Below are 17,625 nucleotides of genomic sequence, written 5' to 3' on the forward strand. Positions count from 1 at the left end.
AATTCTATTCCGGTTGCTATTTCGAGATCGGTCGAGCGTCGCGTGAATTTAGTCGACAAACATGAAGTCGTTGGAGATCATCACCACCTGGGCAACGCTATCCCACCGATTCCATTTTTCTCCATCGGAGGACGACTCGACGTACTTCAAAAACATTTCCGATTCTTGTTGTGTAGGGGCTCGCTGCAGTACTCGCTGAAAGAGCCGTTCCAATCGCTGTTCATCCGTGAGGGATGGCTCGTCTTTCCACGAATCGGTAATCCATTGAGCCTGACGCTGCACGAAAGGACTGTTCAGCAAATAAAGTGCCTGTTGCGGAACGCTGGTCTTCGATCTCTCTGGACTTGTCGCATCTGGGCTCGGGTAGTCGAACGCACGATACAAGTTCGGCAAGTCTTGGCGATCGACAAAACCGTACACGGTACGCCGCGGCGGGTGAGGATTCTCCAGAATCTTTTCGGCCCGGCCACCGAGCGAATCGTCCAGCGCACCACTAACTTTAAGCATGCCATCTCGCATTTCCTCGAACGTGAGACGGCGGCGGTTCATTCGCCAGACGAGGCGATTTTCTGGATCTTTTTCCCTCGCATCCGCACGGTCTTCGCTCGATTGCTGATAGGTTGCCGAAAGCATGATGTACTTGTGCAACTGCTTGAGAGACCAATCGTTGGACTTCAAGTACGTCGCCAAGTGATCTAACAGAAGGGGCAGCTTCGGCGGGTCGCTTCGGACACCAAAGTCTGCCGGCGTCAGCACAAGCGGCTGGTCAAAGTGCGTCATCCAGACACGGTTGGCAATCACGCGTGCTGTCAAAGGGTTGTCGTCAGCCACAATGTCTTCGGCCAATTCCAATCGCCCACTACCGTTGCTGTAGGAGGTATCCTCTGGTTCATTCAATACGCGAATGAACTGCCGAGGGACGCGATCGCCACGACGACCAGGGTCGCCGCGCAGGAAGATCACCGGATCATGGATCTTATCGCGATCGACCACCGCCATCGCACGGGGCGGCGAGCCAGGCGAGTCGATCTCATGACCACGAATCTTTCCTTCCAGCTTCTTGCGTGCGTTGCGTTCGCTGGTGAACCAGGATCGATTCACATCGTTGTCATTGAGTAGCACCGGCGAGAATCGTCCAAACAACGCATCGGCCAATTCGCCCTGCGGACCATCCAACTTATCAACGGCCACTTTACTGAACTCGGCATCCCGATAGACAGCACCGATTGGTTTGAAGAGTTCGTCATAAACATCAACCAGCGCTGGAAGCGTAGTCGGTTTTGCCTGCTGGATGGCTTCGCGAACGGTTGGATTCAGTTTGCTGTCCTCGGCCGTCCAACTGGCGACTAATGCCTCCGCTTCCGCAGCAAATTGCTCTTCGCCCAATTCGTGTGCCTTGAAGAGCGGCCCCCAGATTGGATCGTTCGGCTTCCAGACACGATCGGCGAACTGCTTCCACTTGGAAACCAAATGGGGGCGAATGTTCTTCGCGTCCAGTTCGTTCTGCTCGTACTTGGCGATCTCGACATCTTGCTTTTTCGATACCGCACGCACGATGAAGTCGAAAAAGTTGGTTGCGGCTTCCGATTGAATCACTCGTTCGGTTTTCTCGGTATGCTGATTGAGTTCCGCTTGAAGCTCGTCAAAGCGTTTCTTGAACTCGGGATACTGTGGATCGGCATCAATCGGGCCGACGAGCGGAGTTGTTTCTTCAAGTTGATCGAAGATGCCGTAAAGCCCGTAGTAGTCCGCCGTATTGATGGCGTCGTATTTGTGGTCATGGCAGCGAGCACAACTCACCGTCAGGCCCAGCAAACCTCGCGTGACAACATCGATACGGTCATCGATCGTATCTTGCCGTTTCAAAAACTGGCGACCGATACGAATGAGCCCAAGCCCTGCGAGTCGTCGGTCTCCTTCTTCCGCGAAATAGTCTGCCGCGATTTGTTCTTTGATGAATTCATCGTACGGCGTATCGCGATTGAACGAATCGATGACGTAGTCACGATACGCATGGGCATAAGGGAAGCGGCGATCTTGACCATCGTTGAGATAGCCTCGCGTGTCAGAATACCGTGCGACGTCCAGCCAGACGCGTCCCCATTTCACACCATACTGCGGAGATGCCAACAGACGATCGATCACTTTCTCGAAAGCATTGGGCGACTCGTCGTTGACGAACGCCTGAACTTCCTCTGGCGTTGGTGGAAGTCCAATCAGATCAAAAGTCGCTCGTCGAATGAGCGTACGTCGATCTGCTTTTTCGCTCGGCGCAATGCCTGCTTTGTTCAAGCTGTCGACAACGAACTGATCGATTACGTTGGCGACATGCTTGCCGTCCACCGCGGGTGGCTCTGGGTTTTGGATCGGCTGGTACGACCAATGCTCTTGCTTATCGTTCACCAGTCGCTGATCGAATGACATCGGCTGAATCGGCTCTGACTCTTCCGGCCATGGCATACCCAGCTTTACCCACTTCTCGATCGCCGCAATTTCCTCCGCAGGCATCTGACCACTAGGAGGCATCTCGTAGGTTTCGTAACGGATGGCGTGAATCAAGCCACTTTCATCTGGCTTACCAGCTGCGACGATCTCACCTGAATCGGCCCCTTTGACGATTGCAGAACGCGCATCGAGGCGCAAGCCGGCCTCTTGCTTTTCCGCACCATGGCATTCGATGCAACGTTTGACAAAGACCGGACGAACCGACTTCTCAAAGAACTCGATATGCTCGGCAGAGAATTTGTTTTCCGCTGACGCGATCGACGGCAAAAGGGATACCGCGAAAACGGCCAGTGACAATGCGATGATTCGCATAAGACTTCGTTCGCTGAGGCTGGGTGGGCAGAATAAAAAGGTGGGAACACGAAGATTTCGTGCTCCCACAATTCTACCGTACGGCGATGCCTAGGTCCAAGTCTATTTGCCTCCCCCGCACGGCATTTGGCCCCCTCAACAGCGGGAAAAGGTCAGATTACGAGCCTTCCGCTGGCTGTGCTTGCTCGGAAGGCCCCTTTTCGATCTCTTGAGGGCGGCGGCCTTTCAACCGAACCCGCATATTCAGGAACTCGACAATCAGGGCAAATGCCATCGCAAAGTAGATGTAACCCTTGTTGAAGTGCGTTCCCGCCCCTTCAGCGACCAACATCACGCCAATCAGGATGAGGAAGCTGAGGGCCAACATTTTCAGCGTGGGATGCCGCTCGACAAATTCGGAAATCGGGTTGGCAAACACGATCATCACGCCAACGGAAATCAGCACGGCGGTAACCATCAGCCAAATGCCGCTGATTTCGGCCCCTCCGATCTGCACGGTATCTTTCACCATCCCGACGGCCGTGATCACCGAATCGAGTGAGAAAATGACGTCGAGTGCCATGACTTGGAAGATGACTCCAGAAAAAGTCGCGGGCGCTTTGCCGCCTCCCTCTTCGCCGTGCTGTTGATGCTCCAGCTTTTCATGGATCTCGAAGACACTTTTCCAAATAAGGAACAACCCACCCACGAAAAGAATCAGGTCTTTGACAGAGACCCCTTCCAACTCTTCATGGTGATGGAAGAACTCGAGATCGCCAAACACCCAGCTCCAATGGAAGAATGGCTCTTTGGCTTGCATCACCCACGAGATGGTGAATAACAACAGAATTCTCATGACCAGCGCCGCAATCAGACCTAACCGGCGTGCGTTAGGGCGTTGCTCTTCCGGCAGTCGAGCTGAAACGATCGCGATAAAGACAATGTTGTCGATCCCCAGAACGATTTCCATGGCCGCCAAGGCCACCACCGCAATCAGCGCTTCCCACATCGTGTTGCTCTCTGCTTTTAAATCGGCGGCAAGATGCCGCGAAGAATCTCAGTTTGGCCCCATGAATTTGTCTGTCGCATCATACCCCACGCAGATCATGCTAACCATGCCGTTTTCTCGCGGAAGAAGTCGGTTTCCGGCGTTGCATGGCCCTCGGCGGCCAAGCACAATGAAACGACCTGCGAACAAATTCCCACCTTAGGATTTCGGCTTATGAGTGCGTTTCTTAATCGTCGTCAGATGCTTTCTTTGTCCGGAGCAGCCGCAATAGCCGCAACTAGTTCCAGCGTTGCCCAAGCTACGGAAGCCCCTGCCTCGAAAAGTACCAGCCCGAAGATCCGCTACTGTTTTAACACGAGCACTATTCGCGGCCAGAAGCTGACCATTGAAGAAGAAGTCGATATCGCCGCGAAAGCTGGCTACGACGGCATCGAGCCATGGATCTCCAAGATTCAAGAACACAAAGACTCTGGCAAAAGCCTGCACGACCTTGGCAAACGGATTGCCGACGCTGGCTTGAAGGTGGAAAGTGCTATCGGGTTCGCTCAATGGATCGTCGACGACGAAGCAAAACGCAAAGCTGGCCTCGAGCACGCTAAACGTGACATGGACTTGCTCGCACAAATCGGTGGGACACGAATCGCCGCTCCACCGGCAGGTGCCACAAACGGTCCAAAACTCGATCTGCTTGAAGTCGCCAAACGATACCATGCGTTGCTGGAAGTGGGCCAACAAACGGGCGTCGTTCCGGAGCTGGAACTATGGGGCTTTTCGACCAATCTTAATCGTTTAGGCGAAGTCGCACTCGTTGTCGTCGAGGCCAATCATCCCAACGCTTGCATGATGCCGGACGTCTACCACATCTACAAAGGTGGCTCCGACTTCAGTGGTTTAGCAGCAATTAGTGGCAACGTGATACCCGTGTTTCACATGAACGACTACCCCGCCGAACCGCCGCGAGAACAAATCAATGACAGTGCACGTGTCTTCCCGGGCGATGGTGTGGCTCCTCTGACGCCGATGATTCAAACGCTTGTTGGCAACGGCTTTGAAGGCGTCTTTTCGCTGGAGCTCTTCAATCCCGAGTACTGGAAGCGAGACGCTTTCGAAGTTGCTAAAGAGGGACTCGACAAGATGAAAGCCAGCGTGCAGAAAGCGTTGAGTTAGAGCCGCTTGCCGTTGCTTCGGTCGACCTACTTCCCGTCGGAGTAGGTCTTTTCTAACGAGATCGAATCGGCGATCCAAAAGAACTTGTTTTGCTGATCGCCGTAGCCCCGTTCTCGTTTCATCAATACTTCGACGTCCCAGAGCGGCTTGCCAGACTTGCTGTCGAGCAGCTGAAATGCATGACGACCGTAGTCCGAGCCTTCGTACGTGCTGGACGCCACATCGTACTGAAACTTCGCTTCGATCGGTGCTCCTTCCCACTGAAGGATTGCCTTAACGGCGTCGCGATCTTCAAAGCCTTGTAGCTCTTCTTGAGCCATTTCATCTTGACTGTAGAAGCCTTCCAGCGGGGTCGCTGGGGACTGCCGTCCGCCAGGTCGCAACATCAACTGGTGGGCTTCCATGGTTTTCTTTTGCAAAAGGAGATCGAGCCAGCTTTGGGCCATCTCGCGGGAATGCCCCATCATCACGCTTGTGCGCACGGTTCCCTGGGTGACACCAATCCCTAGCCAGATGCCTGCCAAAGCGAGCCCAATCAGGGCCATTCCTTTGCCGGTGAGAACCTCTGATTTTGAGATCTGGTAGTAAGCGACCAGGCACAACACGATCGCCAAGATCGGAATGATCCAGAGCACCGACGTGAAGATGGCCAGGACGGAGACGACACCCAGTACCATGCCTCCGATCGCCAGGCGGCTTAGCTCGCGATACTCGAGAAGGTCTTCGTTCTCTCCAGAGAAACCACTTCCAGAAGGTTGATCAACGGTGTCGGTCATGCGAGATCGTGACGATTGAGTTGCGAAACAAAGAAAAGTCGAGGCCAAGGAAACTTCGAGATCTATCGATCTTCTTCCGCACGAGCGCGTGCCATTCGCGTTCGAGCGTAGTCCACCATGCTGAATGGTTCGTTCGCCATACCCAGCTTCGAAGGAACTTCAAAGACAATGTATCCATACGTACGACCAGCCAATGAAGGAACGCCTCGGTTCATCATGTCCACGAAATTAGGATCCCCGACCGGCGAGGCAAACAGTGTAAAGCTGATCCAACTGTACATGACAAGCGTCAGAGCCAGACAGCCGCAAATGTCGAAAATGTGATCGACCTTCTTGCCCAAGCGAACAGGAAATTTGGAGAGGTAATTGGTGTACTTCTTAAGCGACGTAAAGAAGCTCCAAAACAGGAACCAAGTTGCGATAAACTCGGTGTACCCGCTCCACTCCGGGGCTTCCTCGTTAATGCGTGCGGCAAGCCCAGGAGCAATGTTGTAGGCAATCGCGCTGCACAGAATCACCATCAGGCAATTCACGAAGTTGGTCCAAAAGCATTGATTCCAGAAGACCGCAAAAAGGGCCAACAGAAGCACGACGACAAAAACAAAAAAGTACACGGCCAATAGTCCCGAAGTTGAATATTATGAGACGGCGTTATGGGTGAGCCGGTCGAAGGAATGTTCCTAGCAAGTTACTCTTTGAGAACGCGACTAATTTCTTCCAGCGAAGTCACCCCCGTGGCAACCAGGCGAATCGCTTCTTCTTGAAGGGTCTTGTTGCCGGCCTGTTTTGAGGCGGCACGAATTGCTTCCAGCTTTGGCGTCTTCGTGATCGCGCGGCGGATACCGTCGTCAATCTTCATCAGTTCAAAGATACCGACACGGCCGTAATAACCGATCCCGCCACAATGTTCGCATGGCGGCTTTTTCGGTTCGTCTGGACCTGGAGGCGTAGGTGTCTTGTACAGCTTTTCCACTTTGTCGGGCGGAATGCCCAATCGCTTCAACAGAGCAGCACTTGGCTGGAATTCTTCGCGGCAGCCTTTGCACAAGCGTCGGCACATGCGAGTGAAAAGCACACCGTTAAGAGCACTCGCGTATTCGTCGGCTGGTACTTTCAGCGACAACAATCGCAGCACCGCCTCGGCACAATCTTCTTTGGCGTTCACTGTCGTGAAGCACATGCGCGTCGCATTGGCTTGATCCAGCAGCATGTTGAATACTGCGGGACTATCGATCCGGCGAATAAACAACGCATCGGGCTGATTTCGAATAACCGAGGTCAACGCCTCTTCTGGCTTCTCCCCCTTCTCGACGTCGTAATGCCGCAGAGAGATATTCATCACCTCCGGTTCGCGGCAATCCTTTACCTCGATCCCTGCAAAGTCACGCATCAAGCGGTCCGTCGAAGAAAGACCGGTATGCCATAACGTGGTCAGACCACCTTCAGGGCGTGCGGCAAAGACAAAGAGACCGTTCTGAGCCCCCATCAAGCCTTTACATTCCTGGATCATGCCTTCTCGCATGCCCAAGTCTTCCATCGTCTCCAGCTTCGCGGTAACCGCGGGAACGGTAAATATTACGCGCTCGCCGGTTTGCGTTCCTTGTGCGGTAACGTTGCAAAGGACCTTCTTTTTGACGTCGTACTTCGCTTCAAATTCGCCGGACTGTCGAGCACGACGTTCGTTTGGACTCAAATTGCAAAGCAGTTTCATCACCGCAAGCATCTGATCGCTTGATTCACGATCGCGGTTCTCGCCGGCAAGCCAGACACCGTCGATCAGATATCGCATCGCCACGGTATCTTTGGTGTAATCCATCATCACCTTCGACGCACGTCGGGTGATCATTTCCGAAATCAGTTCCTTCAGCCACACATAGGCATCCGGCATCTTGTGGGCAGAATAAAGATTCTCGGTGTTCTTACTCGCGTCGGCGCCGCGTGCCTGGATCTCGATATTCGGACCTTCTTGCCATGGCTCTTTCAACTCGCGTTTGACTTTGCCTCCGGTCCATCCAGCGATGACATAACGCAGGTGGTCTTTCGTCATCACGCGTTCGTGCGGATCGACCAGCGCATTGCGGGCTTTGATGTACATGCCCAGCGGCACAGCCCAAGCCACAATAGCAAGGATATAGCCGAGAAAGAACGGAATCGCCGCACAGAGCAACCAAAACGTTAAGCCGAACACGAGCACGTTGGGGATGACCCACGAAGCTTGCGACAGCTTTCGTTCCGGGCAGTCTTGGCCGACCCAGTCGGTCGTGTAGACCCACGCGAGGAATAACATCACGACGGCTATTAACATGAACGAGTTCAACGGACGGATGACTTCCGGACCTACATTCACAGGTTCCGAATCGCCGCCATCTTGAGCCATTAACGTTGGCTCGAACCCGAAATAACTTAACGCCAGGGCCAGCAAAAAGAGGCCCAAAATCATACCAGCGAATCTTCGCATTAAACCATCCCAGGTTGTGCCACATTGATGCCTTTGAGTGCCATCTTCAGCGCTTCGACGTTTGGTGCCACGGCGAAAGCGGTTTCGCGATCGATCAGTTCTTTGTCAATCAGCGACTTGAGGCTCATCGTGAAGTCTTGCATACCGTCATCTTTACCGATACGAATCGCGTCCGGCAGCTTGCTGTCTTTCGCTTCCAGAATCAGCTTCTGGACCGTCGGGTTCATCGTCATGATCTCGACCGTTGGCACACGGCCGACGCCAGGCTTGATCGACTTGAGCAGCTTCTGAGCGACGATCCCCTTCATATTGAACGCGATAGCACTACGGATCGAGCCATGCATTTCTTCAGGGAACAAGTCGAGAATACGGCCGATCGTACTGGAAGCACTCGAAGCGTGAATCGTTCCGAACACCAAGTGACCGGTTTCCGCCGCGTGAATGGCCGTGAGGAACGTTTCTTGATCACGCATTTCACCGATGAGGATGATGTCGGGGTCTTCACGCACGGCGTGGCCCATCGCGATCTCGAAGTTCTTCACATCCTGTCCGATCTCGCGCTGATTGATCAGGCACTTCTCTTCCGTATAGACAAATTCGATCGGATCTTCGAGTGTCAGAATGTGCTTTGAGTAGTTGCGGTTGATCCAGTTGAGCATCGACGCAATCGTCGTACTCTTACCAGAACCGGTCACCCCCGCCAGCAGAATCATGCCCTGGTCGAACTTGCACAGATCTTCCATGACAGGAGGGATGTTGAGCCCTTCGAAGTTCGGAATCCAGTTGTTAATACGTCGAGCCACCAGCCCGATGTTGCCCAGCTGGGTGAACATGTTCACACGGAAACGCCACTTCTCGCCGTCGACATCGACCACATGCGCAAAGTCAGCACCGCCGTTTTCTTTGAAGATGTTCTGGTTACGCTCGTCCATCAGCGGCCACAACAGGCGGAGCATTTCCTCGGCTTCAATCGGCCCGCGATTCAAGTTCTTCAGCGTACCATTCACACGCACAATCGGTGGACGTCCCACTTTCATGTGCAAGTCGGAGCCTTCCAGCTTCACCAAGGCGCGGAAGATCTTGTCGACTTCATATTCTTTATCTTGCGAGAGAAACTTCTCGGCTATCGCTGCGTCGATTTCTGCCATGACTCTTCTACCTCAGTTCCTGGGTTCGAGGGCAAGCCCTCTATTTTGATTCGCGGCCGCTTCGAAATCAAAGCCTTACGCAAATTCCTCGGTCGCGCATTAACTCTTTGGTTTCGTGAATCGTGAACTGGCCAAAATGGAAAATACTTGCCGCGAGCGCGGCGTCGGCTTTGCCCTGTTGAATTGCATCGGCCAAGTGTTCGGGGTGCCCTGCTCCGCCGCTGGCGACGACCGGAATGGTCACCGCCTCGCTGACAGCCTTGGTGACTTCCAAGTCGTAACCATCTTTGGTTCCGTCGCGATCCATGCTGGTCAGCACAATTTCACCAGCCCCGAGGGCTTCGACCTCTTTCGCCCAGCTCACCGCTTCGAGTCCTGTGGGCGTGCGACCGCCGTGGATGTGGACTTCCCACACTTCCTGGCCATCCTTCATGATCCGCTTCGGATCGATGTTCACCACAATACACTGGCTGCCGAATCGCTTGGCGGCCTGGCGAACAAACTCTGGATCTTTGCATGCGGCTGAATTGATCGAGACTTTGTCTGCCCCGGCATTGAGCAGCGAGCGAATGTCTTCCATCGTCCGGATCCCACCGCCCACCGTCAGCGGCATGAACACCACTTCGGCCGTTCGGCGGACGACATCCAGGATAATATCGCGCTGCTGATGACTGGCAGTAATATCGAGAAAGACCAGCTCGTCGGCCCCCTCGCGTTCGTAGCGCGCAGCGACTTCGACCGGGTCTCCGGCGTCGCGAAGCTGAACGAAGTTCGTTCCTTTGACGACACGCCCCTGGTCGACGTCCAAACACGGAATCACACGGCTGGCCAACATCGATGCTAACCGCAGCTTTCAGAAAGGGTTGCACGGAAAATTCGAACCCAGAAAAGGGCCCGTAGAAAGGCAAATCTACTGTAAGCCGGACAGCTGCCAGGGTCAACTAACCCCACCTGGGTATGGCCGGCAATCGTCGGTAATCCTCCAGTTTGCAACCAATGGCTCCACGATGGCATCCTAGCCGCGAAACGCCCTGCCCCTTCCATTGTCATTATCGCAAGAAAGAGCCCCACTCATGAGCCATATCCTCCTCATTGAAGCCAGTGCTCGCCAAAACCGATCGCTTAGCCGTGATCTTGCCCAGCGATTCGCTTCGGCGTGGAATTCGCTTGCCCCCAGCGACGAAATCATCCGTCGCGATGTCGGAGCGAATCCTCCGCCGGCAATTGATGAAAGCTGGATCGCAGCTGTCTTCAAGCCGGAGCATGCCCGCAGCGACGCTGAAAAGCAGGCTCTTAAGCTGTCCGACGAACTGATATCCGAAGTGCTTCACTCCGATATCGTTGTTATCGCGACGCCCATGTACAACTATGGAATGCCGGCGTCGCTCAAAGCCTGGTTCGATCAAGTCATTCGTATTAACGAGACATTCACGTTTGATCTGGCTCGAGGCGACCATCCGATCGAGCCGGTCCAGAACGGAAAGACCCTCGTGATGTTAACCGCGTCTGGCGAAGGGGGACTGCTGGACAGCTTTGCTTCCCATAAGAACCACCTCCATCCTCACATCATCGAGGCATCTCGACTGATTGGGGTCGAACGGCACGAGACGATTCATATCGAATACCAGGAATTTGGCGATCAGCGTTTCGAGGATTCTCAAGCACAAGCCATTTCGGCAATCGGCCCGCTCGTCGAACGCTTGCTCGAAGAAACGAGTTGCCCGAACGCCTAAGCATTTGCAACTAGATGTAATCGTCCCAAGCCGGACCTGCCGAGCCTGCTCCGGCGAAGCTGTCTTCCACCAACTGGCACTCCGGGAGCGCCTTCAGAAAAGCCCGGCCATATCCCTTAGTTTGAACACGGGGATCGAGAATGACCACGATTCCTTTGTCGGAGTGCCCGCGGATAAGTCGTCCGAAGCCTTGCCGCAGCTTGATAATCGCTTCGGGAAGTTGGTACTCCGAAAACGGCTGACCACCTCGTTCTTTGATTTGATTCAACCGAGCCTGTAGCAGCGGGTGATCTGGCACACTGAACGGCAATTTCGTGATGATCACGTTTTGCAGAGCATCTCCCGGAACGTCCACCCCTTGCCAGAAGCTATCGGTCCCGAACAGCACTGAGCCTGGGGTCTCCTTAAACTTCTGCACCATCTGCCCCCGCGGCATGCCGTCGGACTGGCTGAACAGCGTGTAGCCGTTCTGATTCATCCACCGAGAAACACGCGAAGCACAGTTTCGCAGCATGTCGTAACTGGTAAACAAAACGAACGCGTGCCCTTGGGTTTGCTCGACATACCGCTTCACCATATCGGCAAGGGCCTGATCGTAGTCGCGGCGATTGCTCGGATCTGGCATTCCCTTAACGAGAACCAGCTTCACGTTTTTCTTATAGTCAAACGGACTGCCGGCGGTCAGCTCGTCGTTCCGGGTGATACCGACACGATCTTTGTAGAACTCAAACCCCTGATTCGGCGAAGAGGAAAGCGTTGCACTGGTCAGAATGACACTATCAACCTTTTGAAAGAGCTCTTCCCGTAAAACAGGGCCGACTTCGATCGGTGTCGCGAACAGTTTCACATGGCGGTACGGACCTCGCTGCTGACTGCTTTCGACCCAATATACGGTATGCTCCATCTTCTGCATCCGCCAAGCTTCGATCGAATCCGCCATTAAGAAGATGCGATCCGACAGCGAATGAAAGTCTTGTCGAGTCCCTTCTTCCTCGAATCGATCCCCTTCCATTTTCACCAGGGAAGCCAACTTGGCCATTGCTGGAGAAAGGACATTTGGCACCAATTCTGGTACCGTGACGCGACCGTTTCCGCCAGGGTTTTCCTCGAGCCATCCATCTAGCTCGTTAAAAAACTGCTGAGCACGATATCGCGTATGTACGACCTGATTCATTGCATCGGTGCATTCGTGATGGACCAGCAATCCCTTCTGGGTTCGCTCGTTGAACAGTTTGTTCAAAGCGAAATCGATCTGTGTCGACGTGACCGACATCCCCAAGTGATCGCCTGCCACGCCTTCCAGCGTATGGGCTTCGTCGAAGATCACCGCGTCGTACGAAGGCAACAAGCTGACACCACTTCGCCGCAGTGCCAAGTCGCTGAAGAACAACGCGTGATTCACGATCAGCACCTGAGCGTTCTGCATCCGGCGACGTGCTTTGTAGTAGAAACAGTCGTCGTACGAGGGACATTTCCGTCCCAGGCAATTGCCACTGTCACTCGCGATTTCATCCCAAACGCGGATCGCAGGTCGGTAATCCAAATCGCTGAGCGAGCCATCGGCGGTGTTCTTGGACCATTCCTTCAGCATCCGCAGTTGGGCCGTTTCGTCATCTTTATCGAAGAGACTCGCACTGCGAAGTGCGGCCGAGCCTAATCGTCGGAGGCTGACATAGTTTCCACGTCCCTTGGCCAGGACAGCGGTAAATTCCAGAGGAATCGAGGCATTGATCAGCGGGATGTCCTTTTCCAGCAGCTGTTCCTGCAGGCTGATCGTGTGCGTCGAAATCACGACGCGGCGCGACTTCTCGCCGTTTCCTTGCTGACCGCAAGCCCACAGAATGGATGGCACCAGATATGCAAAGCTCTTTCCCACCCCCGTTCCCGCTTCAACGACCAGGTGACGGTTTTTCGCGAGCGCTTTGCCGACCGCCTCGGCCATGGCCATCTGCTCGGGGCGATCTTCGTACTGTTTTAATCGACGTGCGATCAGCCCCTGAGGACCTAAGACATCGCCGATTGAAAGGTTATCCATCCGTGTCTGCTTGACTGATTGTTACCGTTTTGCATGCTTGCCAATCCATCACTCTATCGGGATTCGCCCTCACTGCCCACCACAAACGGAAAAGTGTCGACGTAAGCTGGAGCGGCCACACGATTTGGAATAAACTGGGGCACGGTCACTCTCAGACCACTTTTCGTCTCCTTTTCTGCATTGGGAAAGTCAGCCACGATGCCGATCGATTTCGATTGCGCTGTTTGCAAGCACCGGATTCGTGTCCCGGATGGAGCCGAGGGGAAGCGAACCAAATGCCCCAAATGCCAAGCCATCCAACCGGTCCCCTCCGAGACCGACGAGCTTCGCCTGAAGGATGCCCCCGAAGGATCCTCACATGGCCGATCTCCTGGAGCGGAGGACGTTTTTGGTTCGTTTGAACCGAAGCCTTCCCCGACCCGCGGAGCATTTGCCCCGCGCGAACCGGCCGAAGATGCGAATCCGTTTGCCGCTCCGGCCGCAACCGAAGAGGCGGTTCGTGTGAATACCGCACGAATGGATGCCATCGAAAAGCTGCAAACTCCGGTTTTAATCTGCCTGGTCTTTGCCGGCCTTGGCATTGCCGCGAACTTGATCACGCTGATCATTTCGGTGGTCAATATCGTGGGCGAAGGGGCACGCGGAAACGATGTCGTTATTCAGCTGACCAGCTACGCGATCGGCTTCGCGTTTTCGATCGGGCTGTTGGGTTTTGCCTTTTTCGGACTCCTCCAAGCGCGTGACTTGAAAAACTACGGCCTGGCCTGGGCCGGATTTATCATCACGATGCTGCCTTGTTCCTGCTGTTTCCCCTTGGCGTTACCGATTAGCATTTGGGGAATGATTGTTCTCGCCGATAGCTCTGTTCAACGGCAATTTACTTCCTGAAAGGTCGCCTGACCTGACACCATGAAAACTCCTTGAACCGGTTAGGTACGCACCATGTCGATCGATTTCTCCTGCTCCAGTTGTCGCCGAACAATCCGCGTGCCAGACGGCACCGAAGGTAAGAAGACCAAGTGCCCGCAGTGCCAGCAAGTTCAAGTCATCCCGGACAAAAACGCTCTCGGCACCCCGCCTGCTTCGACCCCTCCGCCGTCGCAGCCAAGTCCACCTCCGACGAACCAAGACTCGCTATTCGCCGACTTGGAACCAACAAAGGACTCCGGCAGCAGCTCTCCTGCGGCAAATCCTTTCGGAGACGCCCCTGACCCATTCGGAGCTCCGCAGCAAAACCCTTACAGCTCGCCATCCAGCGCCGCTGTGTACGGACGACCGACCGTTTCGCGCGATGCGGCTCGCTCCAAGCTTATGGGCCCGGCCATCGGCATTCTGATTACGACAACGCTTGGCCTGCTGGCCATCATCGCATGGCTGATCGCGACGATCGTCGAGATTCAAAACCAAGGCGAAATCAACGACCCCGCCGAAATGTTCGGCGCTACGATCGCTCTGCTGCTGATGTTTGGGCTTCCAATTTTGCTAAGCCTGCTTTGCATCGGAGCGATGATCCGGGCGTTTGCGGTGCGGAATTATGCGTTGGTGATGACCGGGTTCATCCTTTCATTGACCCCCTTCGCAGGCTGCTTCGGTTGCATCCTGGGACTACCCTTGGGTATCTGGGGAATCATTGTCATGGCCGACGACTCAGTGAAAGCAGCGTTCCGACAACCTTAGCTTCGTCCTGTCTTTTCATGCTTGCTTTATGCCCATTATCTTCAAGTGCACCAGCTGCAAAGAAAAGATACGAGTTCGAACCAAACACCAGGGAAAGAAGGTCCGCTGTCCGCAATGCCAAGACGCGCAGCGGATCCCCATTGCTCCGCCCGATAAACTTTCGCCGAAACCAGCCCCTGAGGTTTCATCGATCGACTTAGCCCCGGAAAGCCTTTCTCAGGAAGATGCGTCGTTCTGGGATGTCTCGCCGCAAGATCCGGCCCCAGTCGAGAGCAAGTCAAGTTCGACTTACCCGACGCCCAATCAGATCCCCGGCCTTAGCACCGCTCGCGTAATTTCGACTAAGCCATCGCAAGATGCCAAATACTTGCAATACTGTGCCAAAGTCTTGATCGTCATCCTATGGATCTTGTTCGGATTGCAGGGCCTCGGAATCAGTCTGCAGCTCCTAGCCGCCATCGCCACGTTGCAATTTCCTATCCAGAGCATGACGTCGCTGATGATATTCGTGTTTACCATCGCGTACATGGGATTAGAGTTTTTCACGATCCTCAACCTGATGCACGCCCAGAAACTACGTGAGCGTTCAAAAGCATGGCTCGGGTTTATAATGTCGTTGGTCACCTTTACGCTGTTATTCTTAATCCTCCCTGTGCTTCCGTTCTGCGTGATGGGACTTTGGCATCTCAGCAAGCCGGACGTGCAAAAATCGTTTCGCAACTGAGCTCGTCTCTGCGTTTAGTTCCTGCGATGAAAGAAGACTATGTCGATCCGCTTTCACTGCGACACCTGCCGGCGGCCGATTCGCGTTCCGGATGGCTCGGAAGGCAAAAAGGCTCGCTGTCCGGAATGCTTCTCGATCGTACGGATTCCGTTCGAAGATGGTGCCATTAGCAGCAGCGATTTCGATCTGGCGATTCCTAACGAAGAAGACCCGCTGGGAATCAAAGACCCCGAGAACATTCGCCTGGAAGCCGAGCCGACGCCGCAAGCCGAAAGCAACCCATTTGCGGCGACCATCGAAGCTTCAAAGATCGACTACGAGCCGGACGTCGCAGATACCTCCTTCCCTGGCACCTCATCCAAAAAGTTCAAACAGTACCGCTTCGAGCTTCGCCTCTGCACAACGGTGGTCATGATTTGCTGCCTGATCGCGCTGGTACTTATGACGATTGGTGTCGGTGTTGAGCTGATGGAGTTCTTCGAAGGCAAGCGGCATGAAGGCATTCTTTATCGCACCGTGGGACTGTTGCCGGTCATCTTACTGCATATCGGGACACTACTTTGCTTGAGCGAAGCCCGACTGATGAGGAACCTCCGCATCGCCTGGCTGGGGCTGATCTTGTCGCTGATCCCCTTTGCTAACTATTCGGTCTGCCTGCTTTTTCCGGCCGCGTTTACCTTTTGGGCGATGCATACGCTCAATCGGGACGAGATTACTTTCGCGTTTCAAAGCGTCACCGAGAAATCCTCGCCGGAATGACACGCCCCGCCTGGTGTGATAAAACTAGCGTTCCCTATCGAATTAACCCCTTAGCTTTGCCAGTTCTATTCTCTGAGGAGATTTGCCCCCATGGCTACCAACGGTGATCTGAATCGTAAATTGCGAATGGCTTTGGTCGGCGGTGGTTCCGGCTCGTTTATCGGCCGCGTCCATGCCACGGCTGCCGTGCTGGATAACCGTGCTGCATTGGTGGCAGGCGCGCTGAGCTCCAATCCGGAACGTGCCAAATCCTCGGCTCCCGACTACGACATCCCCGAAGCTCGGGCCTACACCAGCTACCAAGAGATGATCGAAAAGGAACTCGCCCTTCCCGAAGATCAACGAATCGACTTCGTCTCGGTTGCTACTCCTAACCACATGCATTTCCCCGTTGCCAAAGCCGCTTTAGAAGCAGGCTTCAACGTCATGTGCGACAAGCCCATGACGCTGACCATGGACGAAGCCGAAGAGCTTTACCAGGTCGTGCAAAAGTCGGGCGCTGTTTTTGCCGTTACCCACAACTACACCGGCTACCCTCTCATCCGCCAGGCTCGCGAGATGATCCTCAACGGTGACCTGGGCGAAATCAACGCCATCCGTGTTCAGTACATCCAAGGCTGGCTTCGCACCAAGCTGGAAGATACCGACCAAAAGCAAGCCGCATGGCGTAGCGACCCGAAGAAAAGTGGTGCCGCTGGTGCCTATGGCGATATCGGTACCCACGCTTATAACCTCGGTCGCTACATGACCGGACTTCTGCCGGACAAAGTCAGCACGCACCTGAAAACCTTCGTCGAAGGCCGCACGCTCGACGACTACGGCACCACCGTTATCCGCTACGAAAACGGAGCCCTTGGTACGCTGACCGCTTCGCAGATCAGCCATGGTCGCGAAAACGACCTGGCCATCGAAATCGACGGCACCAAGGGTGCTTTGCAGTGGCGACAGGAAAACCCGAACGAAATGATCGTTCGCCAAAATGGTGAGCCACACAAAATCTATACGCGAAACCCCGATGCCGATTTCATGACGCCCAACGGCAAAGCGGCGTGCCGCATCCCTGCCGGCCATCCGGAAGGTTTCTTTGAAGCCTTCGCCAATATCTATCGCGGTGCCTACGACGCGATGGCGCTGCGTGCGACCGGCAAGGACTTCGAGAAGAAGGACACCATCTACCCGAACATCCATGACGGCGTGGAAGGCATGTACTTCATCCAACAGTGCGTCGCCAGCAGCCAGCAAGACGGTGCCTGGCTGCCACTGAAGCACGAAGCGGCTCGCCGTTAATTGCTTACCGAGATGCCCATCTTACGCCGCTTCCTGAACGTCAGGGAGCGGCGTTT

The 17,625-nt window shown here is 54.5% G+C and carries 15 protein-coding genes; 7 read left to right on the top strand and 8 right to left on the bottom strand.

The annotated features are described in order from the left end of the window. Nucleotides 1-48: 48 nt before the first annotated feature. On the bottom strand, nucleotides 49-2,817 hold the full coding sequence (locus LA756_RS15525) for a PSD1 and planctomycete cytochrome C domain-containing protein (protein ID WP_224435634.1): 2,769 nt from the start codon (nucleotides 2,815-2,817) through the stop codon (nucleotides 49-51). Between the two features lie 157 nt (nucleotides 2,818-2,974). Then, entirely contained in the window at nucleotides 2,975-3,805 is an 831-nt protein-coding gene (locus tag LA756_RS15530) for a TerC family protein (protein WP_224435635.1), read from the bottom strand. Between the two features lie 213 nt (nucleotides 3,806-4,018). Here LA756_RS15530 and LA756_RS15535 point away from each other — a divergent pair, with 213 nt between their 5' ends. Next, nucleotides 4,019-4,972 (top strand): sugar phosphate isomerase/epimerase, encoded by a 954-nt coding sequence (locus LA756_RS15535; protein ID WP_224435636.1) that lies wholly within the window; start codon nucleotides 4,019-4,021, stop codon nucleotides 4,970-4,972. A gap of 26 nt (nucleotides 4,973-4,998) precedes the next feature. Here LA756_RS15535 and LA756_RS15540 read toward each other — a convergent pair whose 3' ends face one another. The 5 genes from LA756_RS15540 to hisF all read right to left on the bottom strand — a co-directional run bounded on the left by LA756_RS15540 (nucleotide 4,999) and on the right by hisF (nucleotide 10,189). Further along, nucleotides 4,999-5,748: a DUF4190 domain-containing protein gene (locus LA756_RS15540; RefSeq protein WP_224435637.1), complete on the bottom strand. Its 750-nt coding sequence runs from the start codon at nucleotides 5,746-5,748 to the stop codon at nucleotides 4,999-5,001. A 62-nt stretch (nucleotides 5,749-5,810) separates the two neighbouring features. Further along, entirely contained in the window at nucleotides 5,811-6,362 is a 552-nt protein-coding gene (locus tag LA756_RS15545) for a hypothetical protein (protein WP_224435638.1), read from the bottom strand. 74 nt (nucleotides 6,363-6,436) lie between these two features. After that, nucleotides 6,437-8,206 carry an ATPase, T2SS/T4P/T4SS family gene (locus LA756_RS15550; protein ID WP_224435639.1) on the bottom strand — a complete coding sequence of 590 codons (1,770 nt, stop codon included), beginning with the start codon at nucleotides 8,204-8,206 and terminating at the stop codon, nucleotides 6,437-6,439. Further along, nucleotides 8,206-9,354 carry a type IV pilus twitching motility protein PilT gene (locus LA756_RS15555; protein WP_224435640.1) on the bottom strand — a complete coding sequence of 383 codons (1,149 nt, stop codon included), beginning with the start codon at nucleotides 9,352-9,354 and terminating at the stop codon, nucleotides 8,206-8,208. The genes LA756_RS15550 and LA756_RS15555 overlap by 1 nt, the downstream gene beginning before the upstream one ends. A 67-nt stretch (nucleotides 9,355-9,421) precedes the next feature. Continuing rightward, a complete protein-coding gene (hisF, locus tag LA756_RS15560) occupies nucleotides 9,422-10,189 on the bottom strand; it encodes an imidazole glycerol phosphate synthase subunit HisF (protein WP_224435641.1) in 768 nt (255 codons plus the stop codon). A gap of 238 nt (nucleotides 10,190-10,427) precedes the next feature. On the opposite strand from hisF, the gene LA756_RS15565 reads away from it, so the two are divergent. After that, on the top strand, nucleotides 10,428-11,087 hold the full coding sequence (locus tag LA756_RS15565; RefSeq protein ID WP_224435642.1) for an FMN-dependent NADH-azoreductase: 660 nt from the start codon (nucleotides 10,428-10,430) through the stop codon (nucleotides 11,085-11,087). 10 nt (nucleotides 11,088-11,097) lie between these two features. On the opposite strand, the gene LA756_RS15570 is transcribed toward LA756_RS15565, so the two are convergent. Beyond that, entirely contained in the window at nucleotides 11,098-13,122 is a 2,025-nt protein-coding gene (locus LA756_RS15570) for an ATP-dependent DNA helicase (protein WP_224435643.1), read from the bottom strand. A gap of 198 nt (nucleotides 13,123-13,320) precedes the next feature. Between LA756_RS15570 and LA756_RS15575 the strand changes: the two genes are divergently transcribed. From LA756_RS15575 to LA756_RS15595, 5 genes are all read left to right on the top strand, one after another. Then, nucleotides 13,321-14,010, top strand: a complete 690-nt coding sequence (locus LA756_RS15575) for a hypothetical protein (RefSeq protein ID WP_224435644.1) — start codon at nucleotides 13,321-13,323, stop codon at nucleotides 14,008-14,010. 54 nt (nucleotides 14,011-14,064) lie between these two features. Next, the gene (locus LA756_RS15580; protein ID WP_224435645.1) at nucleotides 14,065-14,799 is read left to right on the top strand and encodes a hypothetical protein; all 735 of its coding nucleotides are present in this window, start codon (nucleotides 14,065-14,067) and stop codon (nucleotides 14,797-14,799) included. A gap of 28 nt (nucleotides 14,800-14,827) precedes the next feature. Then, the gene (locus LA756_RS15585) at nucleotides 14,828-15,523 is read left to right on the top strand and encodes a hypothetical protein (RefSeq protein ID WP_224435646.1); all 696 of its coding nucleotides are present in this window, start codon (nucleotides 14,828-14,830) and stop codon (nucleotides 15,521-15,523) included. A gap of 39 nt (nucleotides 15,524-15,562) precedes the next feature. Further along, the gene (locus tag LA756_RS15590; RefSeq protein ID WP_224435647.1) at nucleotides 15,563-16,282 is read left to right on the top strand and encodes a hypothetical protein; all 720 of its coding nucleotides are present in this window, start codon (nucleotides 15,563-15,565) and stop codon (nucleotides 16,280-16,282) included. Between the two features lie 90 nt (nucleotides 16,283-16,372). Beyond that, the gene (locus LA756_RS15595; protein ID WP_224435648.1) at nucleotides 16,373-17,569 is read left to right on the top strand and encodes a Gfo/Idh/MocA family protein; all 1,197 of its coding nucleotides are present in this window, start codon (nucleotides 16,373-16,375) and stop codon (nucleotides 17,567-17,569) included. Nucleotides 17,570-17,625 lie beyond the last annotated feature (56 nt).

The sequence above is a fragment of the Bremerella sp. TYQ1 genome (assembly GCF_020150455.1).
GTDB classification, from domain to species: domain Bacteria; phylum Planctomycetota; class Planctomycetia; order Pirellulales; family Pirellulaceae; genus Bremerella; species Bremerella volcania_A.

What these genes read in the sequence shown, in the direction of transcription:
- LA756_RS15525 (WP_224435634.1), bottom strand. Translation starts at nt 2,817, where the DNA reads ATGCGAATCATCGCATTGTCACTGGCCGTTTTCGCGGTATCCCTTTTG.
- LA756_RS15530 (WP_224435635.1), bottom strand. Translation starts at nt 3,805, where the DNA reads ATGTGGGAAGCGCTGATTGCGGTGGTGGCCTTGGCGGCCATGGAAATC.
- LA756_RS15535 (WP_224435636.1), top strand. Translation starts at nt 4,019, where the DNA reads ATGAGTGCGTTTCTTAATCGTCGTCAGATGCTTTCTTTGTCCGGAGCA.
- LA756_RS15540 (WP_224435637.1), bottom strand. Translation starts at nt 5,748, where the DNA reads ATGACCGACACCGTTGATCAACCTTCTGGAAGTGGTTTCTCTGGAGAG.
- LA756_RS15550 (WP_224435639.1), bottom strand. Translation starts at nt 8,206, where the DNA reads ATGCGAAGATTCGCTGGTATGATTTTGGGCCTCTTTTTGCTGGCCCTG.
- LA756_RS15555 (WP_224435640.1), bottom strand. Translation starts at nt 9,354, where the DNA reads ATGGCAGAAATCGACGCAGCGATAGCCGAGAAGTTTCTCTCGCAAGAT.
- hisF (WP_224435641.1), bottom strand. Translation starts at nt 10,189, where the DNA reads ATGTTGGCCAGCCGTGTGATTCCGTGTTTGGACGTCGACCAGGGGCGT.
- LA756_RS15565 (WP_224435642.1), top strand. Translation starts at nt 10,428, where the DNA reads ATGAGCCATATCCTCCTCATTGAAGCCAGTGCTCGCCAAAACCGATCG.
- LA756_RS15570 (WP_224435643.1), bottom strand. Translation starts at nt 13,122, where the DNA reads ATGGATAACCTTTCAATCGGCGATGTCTTAGGTCCTCAGGGGCTGATC.
- LA756_RS15575 (WP_224435644.1), top strand. Translation starts at nt 13,321, where the DNA reads ATGCCGATCGATTTCGATTGCGCTGTTTGCAAGCACCGGATTCGTGTC.
- LA756_RS15580 (WP_224435645.1), top strand. Translation starts at nt 14,065, where the DNA reads ATGTCGATCGATTTCTCCTGCTCCAGTTGTCGCCGAACAATCCGCGTG.
- LA756_RS15585 (WP_224435646.1), top strand. Translation starts at nt 14,828, where the DNA reads ATGCCCATTATCTTCAAGTGCACCAGCTGCAAAGAAAAGATACGAGTT.
- LA756_RS15590 (WP_224435647.1), top strand. Translation starts at nt 15,563, where the DNA reads ATGTCGATCCGCTTTCACTGCGACACCTGCCGGCGGCCGATTCGCGTT.
- LA756_RS15595 (WP_224435648.1), top strand. Translation starts at nt 16,373, where the DNA reads ATGGCTACCAACGGTGATCTGAATCGTAAATTGCGAATGGCTTTGGTC.